We start from the raw sequence: 18,568 nt of genomic DNA, 5'->3' as shown, positions 1-18,568 counted from the left end.
CCTGTGTTGGCAGCCGCCTGCAGCATATTCCTTGCTCCAGGCGGCCATTCTCCCCAATATTCTGGCTTTACGACACCAGCTTCGCGTTCAGCGTAATCTCGGCATTGCCTGCAAACAGCTTCGAGATCGGGCAGCCCTTCTTGGCACCCTCCGCCGCTTCGTGAAAGCTCTCCTCTGTCGCACCGGGCACCTTGGCCGTGGTTTCGAGGTGGATCTTCGTGATGCCGAAGCCCCCCTCGACCTTGCTCAGCGTCACCTTCGCTTCGGTTCGAATGTACTCCGGCGTCAGCTTGGCCTCGCCCAGCTGCGCACCCAGCGCCATCGAGAAGCACCCGGCATGCGCCGCCGCGATCAACTCTTCCGGGTTGGTTCCAACGCCGTCCGCGAAACGCGTAGCGAACGAGTACTGCGTATCGTGCAACACGCCACTCGCGGAGGAAATTGTTCCCTTGCCGCCCTGCAAACTACCCTGCCACTCTGCCGATGCTGTGCGATCCATGCTTCACTCTCCTGTGGTGTGATCCGGGCCGCTGACGGCCCGCGCTCACAGAGTAGATGCCGCACATTAATCTCCTGGCTCACGTTTCAGGCTCACCGTGCGGTCGATCGCGGCTCCCTCGCCGTCGTGCGTCGTCAGCGTTCCGGTCAGCAGGTAGTAGCCCGGCAGCGTTGGGCTTTCCACCAGCCCTCGCTCCAGGTGCCCACTGAACGAGTACCAGGTGCCATGCACCACCCGCGTTGTCCATGCCACGGCGTGGACGTCCGCATGGCTTGTGGCAAAGTCATACACCGCGGGCGCCACCTGCGGGTCGGGGTCCAGGTGGTCCGTCATGTAGCCATGCAACTTGCCGTCCTCAAAGAACAGGTCGATCACCGAACCCTGCTTGTCCCACGGGTAATCGCCCTGCGCCTCGGGCGGCAGGGCAATGTGCCCCGTCGCCTTGAGCGGCGCAGGCTGCGGCTCGGGCGTGCCCGCAGAGCGCTTCAGCAACGTGGGACTCGGCTCCTGCCCCTGGCTCTGCCCCCAAGCCTGGGTCGCCCCGCTCAACGTCAGCGCAGCGAGCAGCCCCGCCACCACGCAGTGGCCGCAAGCCGCACAGGCGGTTTTGCCGCCCTTACCGTCCAGCTTTCCGCGCCTTCTCAAACTCATCCCCAGCCTTCCATTCCGTGGGCGCGCCCGCGCTCGCCTGCCAGCCCAGCATCAGGCCAAACTGCGCCATGCGCGCATCCCCGCGAAAGTCCATGTCCGGCGAGTACTCGTCCGCCGGCTGGTGGTATCGGTGCGCGGTAAAATCCTTCACCTGCGCGTCGCCCCACGCCGCATCGTGGCCTGCAAACAGCGTGCCCTCGCCGATCGAGAACGCCGGCACGCCTACGCGGGCCATCGAGAAGTGATCCGAGCGATAGTAGCTTCCCGCCATCGGGAACTGGTCCGGCTGAATGGTCAAACCAAATGCCTGCGCCGTCTTCTCCACCACCGGGTAAAACTGCGTGCGGTCCGAGCCGCTCACCTCGGCGCTGGTCGGGATTCCCACCGGCAGCAGCTCGTCATAGTTCAGGTCCAGCGCCATGTCTTTTGCCGGCACGGGCGTGTGCATGCCCAGGTACGCTGAGCCCAGCAGCCCCTGCTCTTCCGCAGTGACCGAGGAGAAGTACACCGTGTGGGGCGGCGGGGTAGGCGACTGCGCAAACGCACGCCCCAGTTCCAGCAGGATCGCGCAGCCTGTCGCATTGTCGGCAGCGCCGTTGTAGATGCCGTCGCCCTTGGCATTGGGATCGATGCCGAGGTGATCATAATGCCCGGTGTAGATCACCGCCTGTTTCGGCGTCGTGTCCGCGCCTTCGACCTTGGCCACCACGTTGGCCGACGTATACGGCCGCACCACGCTCGCGATATGCGCCTGGAGCTTCACCGGCAACTCCACCGGCTTGAACCCGCGCTTGCCCGCCGCGTCGATCTCCTTGTCGAGGTCGAGCCCCGAGGCCGCCATCAGCTTGCGCGCCGTCTCCAGCTGGATCCAGCTCGCGGCTTTCAGCGTTGCGGCCGGGTCGCCCTTGAGGTAGCTCTTCTCGATCGCCTGCGAGTTCTGCACCACCGCCCACGGATAACTCGCCAGGTCGGTCCGATGGATGATCAGCACACCCGCCGCGCCCAGCCGAGCCGCCTCCTCGTACTTGTAGGTCCAGCGCCCGTAGTACGTCATAGTCTTGCCTTTGAAAAAAGCCGGGTCATCTGATGCAGGCTCGTTCACGATCACGAGCAGTATCTTGCCCTTCACATCCACGCCCTTGTAATCGTTCCAGCCATACTCGGGCGCATCGATGCCGTAGCCCACAAAAACAATCGGCGCATCGATGTCGGCGCTCGCCTCGCCGCGTTCATCCTTGGTGACAAAGTCGGTGTTGTAGGCCAGCGGCATCGCCTCACCGGTCTTTGGCACAAACGCGAACTTCGTCGCCGCCTCGTCCGTGTGCACCGCGTAGAGGTCGACCTTCTGGAAGTACGTGCCGTTGTCCCCGGCGGGCTTCAACCCGTTCAGGGCAAACTCGGTGGCAATATACTCGGCCGCCAGCTCGCCGCCGCGCTTGCCCGGGCCGCGACCTTCCAGCAGGTCGCTCGCAAGAAACCGCACGTGCGCGCGCAGGTTCTCCGGGTTGATCAGCGAGGCCGCCTGCTGTGCAGCCGCGGGTACGCCGGCGACCTCTGGCACGGCTGGCATGGCAGTCGGCACGCCGGCCGCGGGTTCCTGCGCAACAGCGCAACACGTTGCCAGCAGCAGGGAAGGGAATAACAGGGTCGTACGGTGCATCAGGGCTCCTTGCAGGGGAAAAGGGTTGTGACGGTTTCGGTGAACCAGGCGCGCTATGCGGATCGCTGGTTAGGAGACTACCAAGCTTTCACTCCCGCAGGCTCTCCATGCCGGGCCTTCGCTTATGGCGCAGATTCGCAACCCTTATGCCATGCCACCGTGTCCGAACCCGCCCGGTATGCTGGGTGCACGTCAGGCACATGGGCTTCTCCTCGCGGAAGCCTGCAGCCGCCTCTTCAGGAGTTTCCCTCGATGCGTTTGGACCACCGCTTCCTCGCCGGTCTCGTCGCGGCTGCTGCCGCGATCTTTCCAGCCACCGCGCAAACACCCGCGCCCGCAGCCGCTCCCGTCGCGACCTCTAACTACGATCCGCGCCTCACCTTTGCGCCGCTCACGCTGCCTGATCCGGTCAACTCGTACCGCTCCGCAAACGGCGCACCCGGCCGCGCCTACTGGCAGAACCGCGCTGACTACGAGATGCACGCGACCCTCGATACCGCGGCCAAAACGCTGCACAACGACGAAACCATCACCTACACCAACAACAGCCCCGACACGCTGCCCTCGCTCTGGATCCACATGGAGCAGAACATCTACCGCAAGGACGCGCGCGCCCGCGTCGCCAATGGCGGCCAGACGCGCCGCCGCAAGGTCGCCGACGACGAGGAAAACTCCAACGGCCGCACCACCGAAGGCTTCGTCCTCGAGGCGGTCGAGATCGAGCAGGGCAAACAGCGCGTGAAAGCCGACTACCTGCTCTCCGACACGCGCATGCAGCTCCGCCTGCGGGAGCCGCTCGCGTCGAAAGCCTCGATCAAAATCCACATTCTCTACCACTACGCCATTCCCGGCGTTTGGGGCGGCCGCAACTCGTGGGGGACCTCGAAGCAGGGCGACATCTACGACACCGCCCAGTGGTACCCGCGCATGTGCGTCTACGACGACCTGCGTGGCTGGGACACCCTGCCGTACATCGGCTCCGAGTTTTACCTCGAGTATGGCGACTTCGATTACTTCGTTACCGTGCCCTCCAACATGCTCGTTGCCGGCTCGGGCGAGCTCATGAACCCGAAAGACGTGCTCACCAAAACCGAGCTCGACCGGCTCAACGCCGCGAAGCAGAGCGACAGAACCATCACGATCCGCTCGGCAGCAGAGGTCAACGATCCCGCAAGCCGCCCGAAGCAGGGCGGTACCCTCACCTGGCACTTCCACATGAACAGCACCCGCGACGTCGCCTGGTCTGCCAGCCCCGTCTTCGTATGGGACGCCGCCCGCATCAACCTGCCCGACGGCAAATCAAGCCTCGCGGAAAGCGTGTACCCGCCCGAGAGCACGGGTGAGGAAGCCTGGGGCCGCTCCACCGAGTACGTCAAAGACACCGTGGAGCGCTTCTCGAAACAGTGGTTCGCCTACCCCTGGCCCGCCGCCATCAACGTGGCCGGCTTCTCCACCGGCATGGAGTACCCGGGCATTGTCTTCGACGGCATCGACGACAAGGGCAAGACGCTGTTCTGGATCACCGCTCACGAAATCGGCCACGACTGGTTCCCCATGATCGTCGGCTCCAACGAGCGCCGCAACGCCTTCATGGACGAAGGCTTCAACACCTTTATCGACATCCAGGAGTCCGCCGAGTTCCAGAATGGCGTGTACGGCCCCAAGCGCGACTCCGAGTACTCCGCCGCGAATGAGCATGGCAGTGAGCCAGCCGACACAATTCTGAAGGTCCTCGACGACCCCGCGGCGCCCACCGTGCTGATGCCCGCCGATGCCTACACCTGGCAGCTCGGCCACCCTGTCTCCTACTTCAAGGGCGCCTACGGCATGGTGCTGCTGCGCGAGCAGATCTTGGGCAAGGAGCGCTTCGACTGGGCCTTCCGCAAGTACATCCGCGACTGGGCTTTCAAACACCCTTCGCCTTCTGACTTTTTCCGTGCCATGTCCAGCGAAGGCGGCGAAGAGCTCGACTGGTTCTGGCGCGGGTGGTACCTCAACAACTGGCGCTTCGACCTGGCCGTTGCCGCAATCGATGGCGAACACGTCACGCTTGTCAACAAGGGCCAGCTCGTTCTGCCCGCTACGGTCGAGGTCCACTACTCCGACAACACCACCATTCGCTTCAACCTGCCCGTGGAAACCTGGGAGTCCAAGGCCTCCGTTACCTGGACCGGCGACAAACCCGTCGCCTCCGTGACGATCGATCCCGACCACCAGCTCCCCGACGACAACCGCGCCGACAACTCCCTGTCAAAGCACTAGCACTAACCAGGGCACGATGACTGGTTAAAACACCGGGACCGGCTCAGAGCACGGACTTCCTTTCGAGCAACAACACGCCACAAGCAGCAACACGCCTCACCCGACAACACTCCTGTCATTCTGAGCGCACGAAGGATCCGCGTTCAGCGGGGCACCCCAGACCCACCGGGTGCCCCGTGAGTCCGCGCGCCGTCCGCGGAACATATGCGCACCACACAACCCGGCCCATCCACCAGTTCCCACCCAATCCACAAGCCCAGTCCTGGCAAACCCGGGCGTCCCGCCCATTGCCCCCGGCTACCATGACAATAGTTGCCCAGTCCACCCGCAGGGGAATACAAGGAGCACACCATGCACGAAGGCGTCCGCCAGGTCGAGCTCGTCTTCCTTTTCCTGCTCCTGTTCGTCATCATCTTTGGCGCGCTGGCCAAGCAGCTGCGCATGGCCTACCCCATCGTTCTTGTCATCGCGGGACTCATGGTCTCGTTCATCCCCGGCCTGCCGCGTATCTCGCTCAATCCCGACATCGTTTTTCTCGCCATCCTGCCGCCGCTGCTCTACCACGCGGCCTGGCAAACCTCGTGGCGCGAGTTCCGCTACAACATCGTCTCCATCCTGCTGCTTGCCTTCGGCCTCGTGGCCTTCACCGTCTTCGGCATCGCCTTTGCGAGTGAGAAGGGGTTCTCGCTGCTGTACTGGAACACCGGGTTCGTGCTCGGCGCCATCGTTGCACCCACCGACGCCATCGCTGCCACCTCCATCGCGCGCCGCGTCGGCCTGCCCCAGCGCATCGTCGACATCCTCGAAGGCGAGAGCCTGGTCAACGACGCCACCGGCCTGCTCGCGCTCGAGTTCGGCATTGCCCTCGTGGTCGAAGGTCACACGCCTTCCTTCGCCGCGGGCGCTACCAGGCTGGTCTGGTTGATTGCTGCCGGCATCGGCATCGGCGTGCTGGTGGGCTGGCTGGTACGCCGGCTTGAGCTGCTCATCGACGACGGACCCATTGAGATGACGATCGGGCTCGTTACTCCCTATGCCGCCTACATCGCCGCCGAAGAAGCACACGCCTCGGGCGTCATCGCCGTGGTCGCCACAGGCCTTTACATCGGCCGTCACAGCTCGGTGTTCTTTTCCCCCAGCGTTCGCCTGCAGGCCTATGCCCTGTGGAACGCCATTGACTTCGTACTCAACGGCCTGGTGTTCGTGCTGATCGGACTGCAGTTGCCCTTCGTACTCGCCGGTCTCCACCAGTACAGCCGGCCGCTGCTGCTCGGCTATGCCGTCTCGTTCTCCGTGCTGGTGATCGCGCTGCGCCTGCTCTGGATCTATCCCGGCGCCTGGACTGCCCACCTCATCCGCTGCCGGGTGCAGAAGCAGAACGACCCGTTCCCGGCGCCCCGGGCGCTGTTCGTAGTGGGCTGGACCGGCATGCGCGGCGTGGTCTCGCTCGCCGCCGCGCTGTCTGTTCCCGAGACCCTCGCGAATGGCCAGCCCTTCCCGGGCCGTAACCTCATCATCTTTCTCACCTTCAGCGTCATCCTGGTCACGCTGGTGCTGCAGGGTCTTACCCTGCCGCCGCTGGTGCGGGCGCTCTCACTTGCCAGCCGACAGGGCCCTGACTGCGAAGAAGACGAGGCACGCCGCCTCATGATCGAAGCGGCCGTCGCGCATATCGAGCAAGCCCGCAACGCAGGTCCTGCCGCCACCGAGCCCGCGCTCACGCACATGTACGAAGACCTGCTGGGCCACCATCACCAGCGCCTCACCGCGCTTGAGTGCCGCAGCCAGGCGCAGGAGCAGGCTGCCGGCGAGGCGGAAGACCATGAGGTCTCCGCCGAACCCTCCCACTACCTGCGCTACCGGGAACTCTCGCAGGACCTGCTCCGCATCGAGCGGCAGACCGCGCTGCGCCTCCGCGACGACGGCCGCATCAGCGACACCGTGCTGCGCCGGCTTGAGCGCGAACTCGACCTGAGCGAAACCCGCATCAGTACCAGCTAGCTTGCGCTCTGGAAGCCCCGCTCTGCTACTGGTTGCGCTGTGCACAAGGCAGGTCCACAGCAGCTCTTCATGGGTGTGCGCTGCGTCTGATTCGAGCATGACACCATGCAGACCACGCGCCGAGCGGGCAAGACAAAGCGAACGAAGTTCTGGACAGAACATTCGTCCAAAGTGCATTCTCGCAGCAAAACAAGGAACGGCAGAACTTGGATAGCGACGTTCCGTCGGAGGCATCATGCGTAAAGGCTTGCTGTGCTCAGTGCTCGTGCCGTTCAGTTTCACTGCATTCGCCCAACAGCAACCAGCCATCGTGCTGACCATTCCACCTGCCAGCATGAGCTGCCCGGTAGGCTTCGCCATCGCTGCGGACTCCCAGGCTGCGGTGCATACTGTGGCGGGCGCGGACCGCGACCAGCGGCACACCCTGCTTAAACTCAGCCTCCAGCAATTCGAGCCCCTGAAAGTTATTGGGGCGACCGTGGCGGTCCACGGAGGCTCGGGCGAAAATCACGTCCTGCGCACAGCGGAGGGTGGGGACAAAGTGCAGATCCTGCATCTCCACGAGGCTGGAAACGCGGGATGGAAAGACCAAGAGATCCAGTTGCAGGCCATCCGGTTTCCTCACTGGGCCGAGATCACCGAGATTAACTACGCGGACGGAACCAACTGGCGCCCCACTGGCCAGGCCACCTGCAGAGCCGACATCAATGGCTTCCACCTGATCGGCCAGTAGCCCACCGCGGGAACCAAGTGCAGCCGGAAGTTGCTCCCGAGGCTGCCGCCTCTCGCGCCCCTGCACCAAGCACCGGACAAGCCCACAGCCTGGATGAGCTGAGAAAGTCCGCACCCCGGCGGGCTGGCAAAAGGCCACCCGCAACGGGCGGAAAGGTCTGCACCCTAACCAACTGGAAAAGTTTTAACCCCCAGAAAGCTGGAAGAGCCCGCACCCTCAGCGAACTGGGTGCCCCACATCTCGCCTTTGAGATGTGGGACTCCCCACAGCAAGGAGCGCAGCATTTCCGGGAAGCATGCGGTCGCACTCGCCGGTACCGTGCCTGCCGCCCGACCCCACACCGCTCAACGCCGACGCAATCTTCAGCCCTGAAAGCCACCCGGCTAAGCTGCGCCCAGCTCACTCTCCCGGCCAGAGCCCGAGCCTCTTCAGCACCTTGCGCGCTAGCCCGGTCAGCGGCAACCCTGCAACCTCCCTGCCCAGCACCCAGCGCTCCTCCGCCAGGGCCAGACGTTGTCCCAGCCGCACCACGCGCACCGCATAGTTCGTCACCGTGATCGCGTGCTTTACCTGCAGCACCACCTCGCCCTCCAGCGGCACCTCGTTCAGCTCCGGCAGCTCCCACATGCCGGCCATGAGCGAAGCTCCTGCCGGTCTTTGCCGCAGCAGAACCTCGCGCACCGGATCGGTCCCGCGCACCACCAGCGCATACGCCACCGACCTTGCGACCAGCTTCTTGCGCGGCTCCGCCATGTGCTCTCCCCGCGTCCGGCACCACGGTTGCACAGGGCAGTGCAGGCACAGCGGCGCCCTGGGCAGGCACACCGTTGCGCCCAGCTCCATCATGGCCTGGTTGCTGTCGCCCGCGCGCCCTTGCACCAGCAGTGCCGTGGCACCTGCGCGTATTGCCCGGGCCAGCCCTGCCGCCGTTCCCTCGGTCTTGCGCCCCGCCGCTGCACCCGCGGCAGCTTCGCCCCTCGACGCACGCGCAGCGCCCTTCGGCAAGGGTGCTGCGTCGCGCGTCCGCACGCCATTTCCCTGGTGCTCTGCTACTAATACTGTTGCAAAAACAGCCTCCACCAGCCCCGCGAGCCGCGTCACTACCCGCTCCACGTTGCCATCCACCACCGCGACTGCTTCTTCAAACGCAATGCTGGCAATGGCCGCCGAGGTGTACTCCCCGATCCCGGGCAGCGCCCGCAGACCGGCGGCTGTGCCCGGCACCACGCCGCCATGCTCTGCCGCGACCACCTGTGCCGCGCGGTGCAGCATGCGCGCGCGCCGGTAGTACCCGAGTCCGCTCCAAAGCGTCAGGACCTCTGCTTCCTCTGCCGCTGCCAGCGCAGCCACCGAAGGGAAGCGCTCCATCCAGCGCGCATAGTGATCCAGCACCGCGGCCACCCGGGTCTGCTGCAACATGATCTCTGACACCCAGATCGCGTACGGATCCCGCGTTCGCCGCCACGGCAGATCGCGCTTGTGCTCCTCAAACCACCTCAGCAGTGCGCGCGCCGTTTCTTCCGTCATCTCCCTATCTTATGAACCAGCGAGGCGCTACCCGCCAGGAACTGGCCTCAAGCCGCGCAGCCGGTTTGTGCCCGGCACAGTTGACGCACCGCCGCCCACAGGCGACACTCGCCACAAGGAGCCATCATGTACCCGGGCGAAACCACTGGCACCCCGTTGTTCCCGCGCCCCACGTTTCTGATGTGCCCGCCGCGCTTCTTTGACGTGCAGTACGTCATCAACCCGTGGATGGAGGGCAACCTCCATGCGCCTTCCTACGCCCTCGCGCTCACCCAGTGGAAGCACCTGCACACCACCATCGAGTCGCTGGCCGAGGTGCTGCTCATCGAACCCAAGCCGGCGCTGCCCGACATGGTCTTCACCGCCAACGCCGGCCTTGTGCACCACAATCTCGCCATCGTCAGCCGCTTTCGCTGCCGTGAGCGCCAGGGCGAAGAGCCGCACTTTCGCTCCTGGTTTACGGTGGAAGGCTTCACGCTGGCGGAGCTTCCACCCTCCATCCCGTTTGAAGGGGAGGGTGACGCGCTGTTCACACCCGACGGCGCCCGCCTGTGGATCGGCCACGGCTGGCGGACCGACCTTGCCAGCCACGAGGTGCTGCGCGCACTGCTACCCTGCGAAGTCGCGCCGCTGCGGCTCATCGACCCTCGCTTCTACCACCTCGATACCTGCTTCGCCCCGCTCCCGGGCGGCGAGCTGCTCTATTACCCGGCCGCCTTCGATGCGCCGTCTCTCGCCAGCATCGAGGCCTTCTACCCGGCCCACAAACGCGTTGCCGTGGAAGAAGCCGACGCTCTCCGGTTCGCCTGCAATGCGGTTGTGCTGGGCACCACCATCGTGCTCAATGCGGCCAGCTCCCAACTGCTCGAAACCCTGGAGGCGCACCGCTACACCGTGCACCAGGTGCCGCTTTCCGAGTTCCTGAAAGCCGGCGGGGCTGCCAAGTGCCTGGCTCTACGGCTGAGCTAACTCCCACGGACGAGCGCCTATGTACCACGTAAGTTAGTTACTTTCGAGCGCTCTGAACGCTCACGGGTGATTGTCATGATCAACCTGGCTTTGTTAACTACTACCTAGAGGTAGATGGTGACTATCAGCAGACCCGGCTGGGCAGACGCGCAGCCATAAGGGCCTGCACCGCTGTCCCTGCACCGCGCCGCTTGTCGGTATGTCGCGGCGACTTAGAGAAGCCTGAACCCGCACTGCCGCGGGTCCGGGATACCTCGCGCGCCCTGCATTCAGAGACAACGCAGGCGCACATGCTCGTTCCAGAACAGCGTTCTACCGTACCGAAAGCTGAACCCGCAAATGGGCATGGGCTGACAAAGCAGGGGACACGCATGACGCAGGCCACGCTGGTTAAGTTCGAGTACGAAACAGTTGAACCGGTCGCTGCTCCCGCTCCTGCCCATCGCCCTCCGCCCGGTGCGTTCTACGTCCCTCAACTCGACGCCCTGCGCTTCTTCGCTTTCTTTGCCGTGTTCCTGCACCATTCCCTCCGCATCATGCCTGGTCCCGGTGCGCACGCCGGCCGCATGCATCCCTTGCTGCTCATGGTGCAGGAGTCTGGTGCATTCGGACTGAGCCTGTTCTTCGTGCTCAGCAGCTACCTCATCACCACGCTGCTGCAGGCCGAAAAGCGAAAGACCGGGACCATTGCTCTTGGGAGCTTCTTTGCCCGGCGCATGCTCCGCATCTGGCCGCTGTACTTCCTCTACCTTGGTGGCGTCGCGCTCACAGGCCTTTTTGTGCCGCTCTTTCACCTGGAAACGTTTCGCCTGCTTGCCATGACGCTGCTTGCGGCCAACTGGTACTCCATCCTCCACGGCATGGGCACGCCCATCGCCTCGCACCTGTGGAGTATCTCGATCGAAGAGCAGTTTTACGCACTGTGGCCCCTGCTGTTCCGGGTGCTGGCGCGGCCCGCGTTCCTGCTGCTGTCCGCTGCAATCGCCGTGTTCTCCCTGGCTGTGACCGGCGTTGCCGCGGCGCACCACGTGTCGTCGCTTGCGCTATGGCTTAACAGCGGGTCAGAGTTCGTGTTCTTCGCCGTTGGCGCGCTCTTTGCGCTGTGGCACAAGCCGATACGCAACCACAGCGTGCGGGCGGCCTTTGCCCTGTTCGCCGGCGGTGTGGCGTTGTGGTTCATGGCAGAGATCGTCGGGCAGGTCTCGCGTCGCCCGGCGCACATGGACCCCTTCCGCGCTACGTGCGGGTATGCCCTGGTGGCGATTGCCTGCGCGGTGCTGCTCTCCGCCGCCCTGCGCTTTCCGCCTGCGCGGGTGCCCGGGTGGCTCGCATACCTGGGCAAGATCTCGTATGGTCTTTACGTCTTCCACGCGGTGGCGCTGAACCTTGTGCCCCTCGCACTCGGCACCGAGCTCAAACACCTGCCCGGCAGCTCCATGCTGGCCATCTTTCTCAGCTCCCTCGCCATGGCCGCCTTTTCCTACCGCTTCATCGAGAAGCCGTTTCTCCGACTCAAGAGCAGGTTTGAGGTCGTGCGAACTCGCTAGCAACTCGCCGTTTGCAGGCTCCGCCTGGCCGGACGCGCCCTGTCGGGGCAAAGTTCGGGTACATCCTTTGCAATGCGCTCACTGCTCCGCAGCCCGCTTAAGATCAGACAGCCACTCCGTATCCGCGTCCAGCAGTTGCTGTCGCGAGACCATCCGCGCCATCAGCAAGCCATCCATCGATTCCCGCACGATCACCACGGTCTGCCCGCTGGGCGTCGGCAGCAGCTCCCACACGTGGATCGCCTTCGCCGTGTACGCGCGCCCTGTCCACGCCAGCCGCTTGCCCGGCACACACAACTGCACCTGCGACTGCACGGTGGTTCCCCGGGTCTTCCACTGGAACCGCGTGCCCTGCGCCAGCACTCCATCCACCTGTACCGCGGTGACAGCCCCGTGCCAGCCGGGCCACTTGGCAGCATTGACCAGCAGAGTCCATACCTTGGCGGGCGGCGCCGCCATGCTTGTTTCCAGCTGTACCGATACCGGTGCATTTCGATCGAGCCGTCCCCGCTGCGCCAGCGCATCCAGCGTGCTCATCGAGGGGCCACACCCGCACAGCCCCGCTACCCATGCCGCCGCCACTACCGCCCGCATCCAGCGCATGCTGATCTCCCGCTGCCTCGTGCCATCCACTCTAAACAACATGCAAAAAGGGCCACCCTGGCGGGTGACCCTTTTTGCATGTGCGGCAAAGCCGCGTTTCGATGGACAAGCGATGCTTAGTCGCCCATGACGGTCTCTTCCGTCTTTTCCGTCGCGACCACGGGTGCGGCAGCAGGCTTGGGTGCCGGTGCGATCGATCCGATCGACACGATGCCACCCTCAAGCGGCTTCTCCCCGAGAATGTTCTCGCGGTAAAGCTTGGCCATGCGGGCGTTCTCCGCATCCTGCTTCAGCTTGGCATCGCGTGCGCGAATCTTTTCCTCGCGCGAGTTCTTCGCAATACCCGACTTCTCGAACGTATCGTTGGCCTCAGCATCCACGTCAGCCTGGTTCAGCACCAGGTGGTTGTCACCCGTGCTCAGCCCGACCTTCTTGCCTCCCGCGAAGATCTCGTGACGGCCGTGCTCTTCATACCACTTGGTGAGCGACGAGGTCATGTGCATCTTCTCGATGATGTTGCGCCAGCCCACACCCGTGTTGTACGCGCAGAACGAGATCTCGCCCTCCTGCGTCGCATACGGGATGATGCACTGCTCGGTGCGGCGGAAGTCGTAGTTGAACAGATCCTGGAACCACATGCCGGCGATGAACAGGAAGTTCCAACGATCCTGACGGCGCTTGTTGATGTCGTCCATGGTGCGGTCGCCCGTTACCTTGCCATACTTGCGGCCGGTCGCGCCAAAGCACTTGTCGAACTTCGCCAGGAGGTCGAGGATGCGGAAGTGTGTCGGCGACTTGGTCGGGTCGTAGTTGCGAAGCAGGGCAAGCGTCACGCCCACGATCGACAGGAACTTGCCGCGTGCCGCGTCGTTGACCTTGGCTACGTCCTTGGCCAGGCGATCGGCATTCAGGAACGCAGTTACCGGAACGGCTTCCTTGGTTTCCTTGTCGATCATCAGCGCCATGCCGATACCGCAGTTCGGGTGGCAGCCGCAGGAGAGCTGGCCCCAGTCCTTGTCCGGTCCGTGCACGAGATCCGCCCAGTCCGAGAAGGTCGACATGAACGAGATCGGGAACCAGTCGCGCGTCGGTTCGCCAAGACCTGTCTGATTCTTCACGTCGTGCGCCATGTGGCTCAGCGTGTAGCGCTGCGCTTCGCGGCGCTCGTCGGTGATTGCTTCGTCGCGGCCCGTGAAGCTCACCGGCTGGAACGAAATGAACGAGATCGTCTTGGGATTGTCGAGCGCAAAGTTGATGATGCGGCCAACCTGCTCGTTGTTGATGCCGTTGATGATGCAGGTCACAGGGACAATGTCCACGCCGGCTTCATGCAGGTTGTTGATTGCCTGGACGCGTACGTCAAACAGGTTGCCGACCTTGCGGTGTGAGTTGGCAGCGTTGCCGATGCCGTCGAATTGCAGGTAGGCGTAACGCAGACCGGCTTCGGCAGCAGCGCGGCACAGTTCCTTGGACTTCGCGAACTCGATACCGTTCGTGGCAGCCTGCACGGAGTTGTAACCGACCTTGCGCGCATAGGCGACAGCGTCGAGGAAGTACGGCGACAGCGTGGGCTCGCCGCCCGAAAACTGGACCGACATCTGGCGACGCGGCTTGATGGTGATCGCGTTGTCCAGCATCTGCTTGATCTCTTCCCACGTCAGCTCGTGCACAAAACCGACCTGGTTCGCATCCATGAAGCACGGATCGCACATCATGTTGCAGCGGTTGGTCAAATCGATCGTCAGCACCGATCCGCGACCGTGCGTCACGGTGGAGGTGCCGTGGTTGTGCAGGCCCTCGTCGTTATGCGCCTTGATGTCACGACCCGGGAATACTTCCTCAAGATGCTTGAAGAAGGCGGTGTCAATCGACATGACGTCTTCGAAGTGGCCGTGCTTGGGGCAATCCTTGATCATCAGGATCTTGCCGTCGCGCTCGATGATCTGCGCCTTGATTTCGCCGACCTTTTCGTTCAGCAGGATCTCGTGCGGCAGTTTCCCATCCAGGATCTGCTGGCGAATCTCAGGTACGCACTTCGGGCAAAGCGAGTCGGTCGTACGCGGCCAGCCAAGCGGAGGCTTTTCCTTCTGGTAGCTCTTCAGCAGCGGCTTGTCTGACCATTTGGGGGTGAACGAGGCGTTCGGCTTGATGCTGTTGAGCTTCTCGAACACGGTCCACGCGCCCTGGGCGGTGATCGTCAATGCGCGCTCGGCGTACTTTATGGCTTTCGGCATAGGCTTGAAACTCTCCTGAGGTAGTGCGAACTGGTGGAAATTCTGATCTGCTCGACAGCGCTATGTCGCTGCGCGGTCTTGAAGCGTTCCGACCAAAGCAGCCGGCGAACCAACACTGCAGCAGAAAGACCCTGGGAGCTGGCGGCGCTCCGGCACGCTCTGTCTAGGATGCGCTTGGGGTCCCTACGCACTATTTTCCTGGTCCTAGAATACCGGGGAGTCCGAGATCGGGGTAAGTTTACCCGCTGAACGGCGTCGGAAGCAGCCTGAACGGGGACAACGACCGGGTGAGTGGGACAGCCCCGCCAGCACGAGATTGCCGGGGGCGCCTGTTCAAGCATTCAAGAGCGTCCGCCCCCGGCTCCCTGCGCAAACCACCCGTTCGATACCCACTGCGTAGCCGCCGCTGACCGAATTGATCCGCACCGAAAAGCAAGGCAGGAGCAGGAGACCGGCTCGGTTCGTGCCTGCTGCTGCGCGTGCGTGCCAAATGCCTGGATCCTCAACATCGAGCCTCAACACGGATCCTGACATCGATCCTGCTTGCGCCTGTTTGCTGATCCAGATCGAAGCCTGAGCCGCTATTGATAGGTGCTCCTAATGGAGCGATTACTGGTCCTTGTGCAGCATCTTGCGCTTCACATCCGGCCAGAACTCTTCAAACAGGTTGCCGCCCCCCAGGGCTGCAAGCGACACGCCCCATGTCCGGAATACCACGCTCGGCCGCACGCTCGGGTCCGGATAGTAGGCCTGCGTCAGCGCCGCCGCGATCCCTCGGCCCAGCAGGTCGGAAAGATTTACCGTGCGCTGCCCCGAGTCCGACTGCGTAAAGAACACGCGGCGGATTGCATGCTCCGTGCGCGAGGGATACGTGCCATACGCCTGGCGATAATAGCGTGGGTCCTCGTGGAACAGGATCGGCAGGAAGCTGTCCGAGACCTCGCGCGAAATGATCTGGTGCAGTGCCGACGCACCCACCCGCTCGCCAAACCCTTCGGAGTTGGTCCCGTACTTGGGGTCCGAGTCGCGCAGCACGCCATACCCGCCCGAGAACAGGATCGGCACCACCGTCGTCACCGGGCGCACTTCCTCATGGAGGGGAAACATGAGCTTGGCGCGAACTGTCATGGGCGGAATCTTCTCGCCTGGCTCAACCACACCTGACCACTGGCGCCGGTTCAACGCCTCTACCGTGGGCGGTCGTACGGCGGGTACCGGGACGTGATCCTGGGGGGTCGCCGGTACTGCTCCGATGGGTGGAGGGGGCGGCGCATCCGGCTGGTTCTGTGCCTGCGCGGCGATGGTGGCGAGGGCCAGGCTTCCGCCGGCCACCACGCACCGAAAGCTACATTTCCACTGTGTAAATACAAACCTCATACGCTCTTTTACATGAGTCGGGGCAGCGGCGACGACCCATCGCGTCCATCCAAACTCCTGGACTGCTCCATTTAGAGGAGGGCCGACCGCCTCTAGCCGTGGTTTACCAATGTGGCACGCCCTGTGCCTTGTGCAGTTGTCGCCATTGCGAAGCCCTGGTCGCCGCACCAATACTCATAGACACATGGCAGACGCGCACCGAGGCACATCCGGCATCATGATCACCGACCAGTCGCTGCCTCAGACGGGGATGCCATCGGGCCTGCCGCGGCGCGCTGCCAGCCCAGTCTTGCCTGCTCTCCCGGCTGTCCAGGCCTTTCTGGCTGCAATGACACTGGCGACTGTTGTGGGCTGTGGCCACAGGCAGCCCGTTGCCGCCGCCCCGCCGCCGCTGCCTCCGGCGATCCGCTCAAGCGAGCCACCCCCATACAAAACCTTTCCACCCTCGGCTCCCGGCACCCCGGCCGTTTCTGCCCGCTCCGCGAGTCCCATCACGCCCGGTGTTGTTTCGTCGGACTCCCCGGAAGACCTTGCTTTTGTACAGAGTCACCAGCCCATCTGGTCGCAAACCGGTGTTGCCAGCTGGTATGGGCCGCCCTACGACCGGCACCCTGGCGCCAACGGCCAGGTCTTCGACCAGAACATGCTCTCCGCTGCGCATCGTGAACTGCCGATGGGCTCGCTGCTTCGGGTCACCAACCTGCGTAACGGACAGGCTTCCGTGATGCGCGTGACCGATCGCGGCCCCTTCGTGCCAGGTCGTGTGCTCGATCTTTCAGTCGCCTCCGCCAAGGCCATCGGTGTCTGGGCTCCCGGCACAGCCACTGTGCAGATCGAGGTTTTCGCCGCGCCCAAGTCCATCGCTGACGGCGGTCGCTGGTGCGTGCAGATCGGCGCCTTTCATGACGAGTCCAAGGCCTTCGCCCTGCAGCACAGCCTGCAACGTCGCTACAGCACCGCCAACGTCATCGAGTTCACCGGGCCCACTGGCCACTGGGTGCGCATCCGTCCTCTCGGGGACGACAAGGCCCGCGCCCAGGAGATAGAAAGCTCCGTGCAGCCCGAACAGGGCGCAGCCTACCTCACGCGACTCGACTAAGACGATACTCATCGCGTGTTCGCAGCGAAAACATGTTGCGTTCTGCATCGAACACTTCTTTTGTTTTGCTCATGGAACAATACCGGCTGCAATGCTGCCGCCGAGCAATGTCCGGCATTGCACGCCTTCTGCTGGATCTCTGTGCGCAAGCTCCGTCGCGCTGGTCTCCCTTCTGGCGGGAGTGCCCTGGGCGTACTGGATGCCTAAGTCGCCATAACATCGGTAATGTGAGTACTTGTTACACCATGCGTATGATTAGCTTTCTTCAGGGGAGTGGCGCAACACATGTCCACCAGTGAAACAAGCCGCACCCTTCCACACGAAATCCGGGATGCCGAAGAGCTCATTTCGCTCTTCGGCACGGAGCCGCAGCAGGAATTTAACGAGATAGCCGAGCTGGCCGCAGCTATCTGCGGCACCCCGATCAGCAGCATCAGCCTGCTAAGTGAACAGTGGCAGTACCCCAAAGCCGCTGTGGGCGTCGAGCCATCGCGCATTCCCCGCGCCGAGTCGGTCTGCCAGTACACCGTGCAGCAGGACGGTGTGTTTGTGATCAAATATCTTGATCGCGATGCGCGCTTCGCCAGCCTCAAAGCCGTGCAGGACGCTGGCATCCGCTTCTATGCCGGCGCGCCGCTTTACTCTTCTTCCGGCGCAAGAGTGGGAGCCCTGTGCGTGATGGATACGGTGCCGCGCGAGCTCAAAAAAAGCCAGATCCATGCGCTCACCATCCTCGCCAGGCAGGTCAATGTGCATTTCAGGCTGCGGCAGCAAAGCGAAGCCCTGCTTGAGTCTTCGCCTGCCGCGGAGCCGGCTATCTGGGGCCTGGTCAAGAGCTTGCCTTTTCTGTGTGCGATCCGCGACCGCGACGGGCGCCTGCTGTGCTACAACGCGGCAGTATGCAAGTACTTCGGCATCACCGCCACCGAGTGGATCGGCAAGAGCAACTTCGACCTGGGCTTCGGGCACTATGCCGACCTGGTCCACGCAGGCGACGAGATCTGCTTCCAGAACTGGAAGGCCGAGGAGACCAGGATCAGCACCGTGGACGCCAATGGCTTGGCTCGCGACTGGGTGGTGCGGCGCAACCCTTTGGTCGCTGCTGACGGCGCGCAGATGCTGCTCACCTTCGTTCTCGAACTTCCGTCGGCCGACCCCACGTCAAAAGCCTAAGCGCCCGTTCCACGGCCTCGTCTGTGGCGCTGCGTCGCGGCTCCTTCGGAACGCTGCGTGCCTGGGCTCGCGTTCTGTAACGAAGGAAGTAGCAAATAAATCCTGTCCATGTCGCGATATGGGCTGCGTGCAGGTAGCGTTCGGGTTGCATGCAGGATCAGCCACGCTGCGACCTGCTTCTCCCGGCGTGACTTCCGCGAGCAACGCCGCAAAGCCTCCGCTGATGGGATCCA

The 18,568-nt window shown here is 63.6% G+C and carries 14 protein-coding genes; 7 read left to right on the top strand and 7 right to left on the bottom strand.

Annotation, left to right across the window (positions count from 1 at the left end; translation table 11 throughout):
• Positions 1–67 precede the first annotated feature (67 nt).
• The 3 genes from D1Y84_RS06120 to D1Y84_RS06110 all read right to left on the bottom strand — a co-directional run bounded on the left by D1Y84_RS06120 (position 68) and on the right by D1Y84_RS06110 (position 2,810).
• The gene (locus D1Y84_RS06120) at positions 68–499 is read right to left on the bottom strand and encodes an OsmC family protein (RefSeq protein ID WP_124847728.1); all 432 of its coding nucleotides are present in this window, start codon (positions 497–499) and stop codon (positions 68–70) included.
• A 66-nt stretch (positions 500–565) separates the two neighbouring features.
• Positions 566–1,150 (bottom strand): hypothetical protein, encoded by a 585-nt coding sequence (locus tag D1Y84_RS06115; protein ID WP_124847727.1) that lies wholly within the window; start codon positions 1,148–1,150, stop codon positions 566–568.
• Entirely contained in the window at positions 1,116–2,810 is a 1,695-nt protein-coding gene (locus tag D1Y84_RS06110; RefSeq protein ID WP_233581172.1) for a M28 family peptidase, read from the bottom strand. Before D1Y84_RS06110 ends, D1Y84_RS06115 begins: the two co-directional genes overlap by 35 nt.
• A 252-nt stretch (positions 2,811–3,062) precedes the next feature.
• Here D1Y84_RS06110 and D1Y84_RS06105 point away from each other — a divergent pair, with 252 nt between their 5' ends.
• The 3 genes from D1Y84_RS06105 (at position 3,063) to D1Y84_RS06095 (ending at position 7,806) form a co-directional block, all read left to right on the top strand.
• On the top strand, positions 3,063–5,072 hold the full coding sequence (locus tag D1Y84_RS06105) for a M1 family metallopeptidase (RefSeq protein WP_158615344.1): 2,010 nt from the start codon (positions 3,063–3,065) through the stop codon (positions 5,070–5,072).
• 351 nt (positions 5,073–5,423) lie between these two features.
• Positions 5,424–7,073, top strand: coding sequence for a Na+/H+ antiporter (locus D1Y84_RS06100; RefSeq protein ID WP_124847726.1), 1,650 nt, complete (start codon positions 5,424–5,426; stop codon positions 7,071–7,073).
• 235 nt (positions 7,074–7,308) lie between these two features.
• Positions 7,309–7,806: a hypothetical protein gene (locus D1Y84_RS06095; protein WP_124847725.1), complete on the top strand. Its 498-nt coding sequence runs from the start codon at positions 7,309–7,311 to the stop codon at positions 7,804–7,806.
• Positions 7,807–8,205: 399 nt separating this feature from the next.
• Here D1Y84_RS06095 and D1Y84_RS18375 read toward each other — a convergent pair whose 3' ends face one another.
• Positions 8,206–9,333: an A/G-specific adenine glycosylase gene (locus D1Y84_RS18375; protein ID WP_124847724.1), complete on the bottom strand. Its 1,128-nt coding sequence runs from the start codon at positions 9,331–9,333 to the stop codon at positions 8,206–8,208.
• 126 nt (positions 9,334–9,459) lie between these two features.
• Between D1Y84_RS18375 and D1Y84_RS06085 the strand changes: the two genes are divergently transcribed.
• Positions 9,460–10,302, top strand: a complete 843-nt coding sequence (locus D1Y84_RS06085; RefSeq protein WP_124847723.1) for a dimethylarginine dimethylaminohydrolase family protein — start codon at positions 9,460–9,462, stop codon at positions 10,300–10,302.
• Between the two features lie 371 nt (positions 10,303–10,673).
• On the top strand, positions 10,674–11,849 hold the full coding sequence (locus D1Y84_RS06080) for an acyltransferase (protein WP_158615343.1): 1,176 nt from the start codon (positions 10,674–10,676) through the stop codon (positions 11,847–11,849).
• A 78-nt stretch (positions 11,850–11,927) separates the two neighbouring features.
• Here the strand turns inward: D1Y84_RS06080 and D1Y84_RS06075 are convergent, their stop codons facing one another.
• The 3 genes from D1Y84_RS06075 to D1Y84_RS06065 all read right to left on the bottom strand — a co-directional run bounded on the left by D1Y84_RS06075 (position 11,928) and on the right by D1Y84_RS06065 (position 16,063).
• Positions 11,928–12,494, bottom strand: coding sequence for an SRPBCC family protein (locus D1Y84_RS06075; protein WP_124847721.1), 567 nt, complete (start codon positions 12,492–12,494; stop codon positions 11,928–11,930).
• A 74-nt stretch (positions 12,495–12,568) separates the two neighbouring features.
• Positions 12,569–14,686 carry a radical SAM protein gene (locus D1Y84_RS06070; protein WP_124847720.1) on the bottom strand — a complete coding sequence of 706 codons (2,118 nt, stop codon included), beginning with the start codon at positions 14,684–14,686 and terminating at the stop codon, positions 12,569–12,571.
• A gap of 609 nt (positions 14,687–15,295) precedes the next feature.
• Positions 15,296–16,063, bottom strand: coding sequence for a hypothetical protein (locus D1Y84_RS06065; RefSeq protein ID WP_124847719.1), 768 nt, complete (start codon positions 16,061–16,063; stop codon positions 15,296–15,298).
• A 184-nt stretch (positions 16,064–16,247) separates the two neighbouring features.
• Here D1Y84_RS06065 and D1Y84_RS06060 point away from each other — a divergent pair, with 184 nt between their 5' ends.
• Together D1Y84_RS06060 and D1Y84_RS06055 are read left to right on the top strand one after the other, a co-directional pair.
• Positions 16,248–17,162 carry a septal ring lytic transglycosylase RlpA family protein gene (locus D1Y84_RS06060; RefSeq protein WP_233581171.1) on the top strand — a complete coding sequence of 305 codons (915 nt, stop codon included), beginning with the start codon at positions 16,248–16,250 and terminating at the stop codon, positions 17,160–17,162.
• Positions 17,163–17,447: 285 nt separating this feature from the next.
• Complete coding sequence (locus D1Y84_RS06055; protein ID WP_124847718.1) at positions 17,448–18,335, top strand: GAF domain-containing protein; 888 nt, start codon at positions 17,448–17,450, stop codon at positions 18,333–18,335.
• Positions 18,336–18,568: the final 233 nt, after the last annotated feature.

The organism is Acidipila sp. EB88 (genome assembly GCF_003858395.1).
GTDB lineage: Bacteria > Acidobacteriota > Terriglobia > Terriglobales > Acidobacteriaceae > EB88.
Note: the sequence above shows the minus strand (reverse complement) of the source record. Positions and strands in the feature narration are given on the sequence as shown.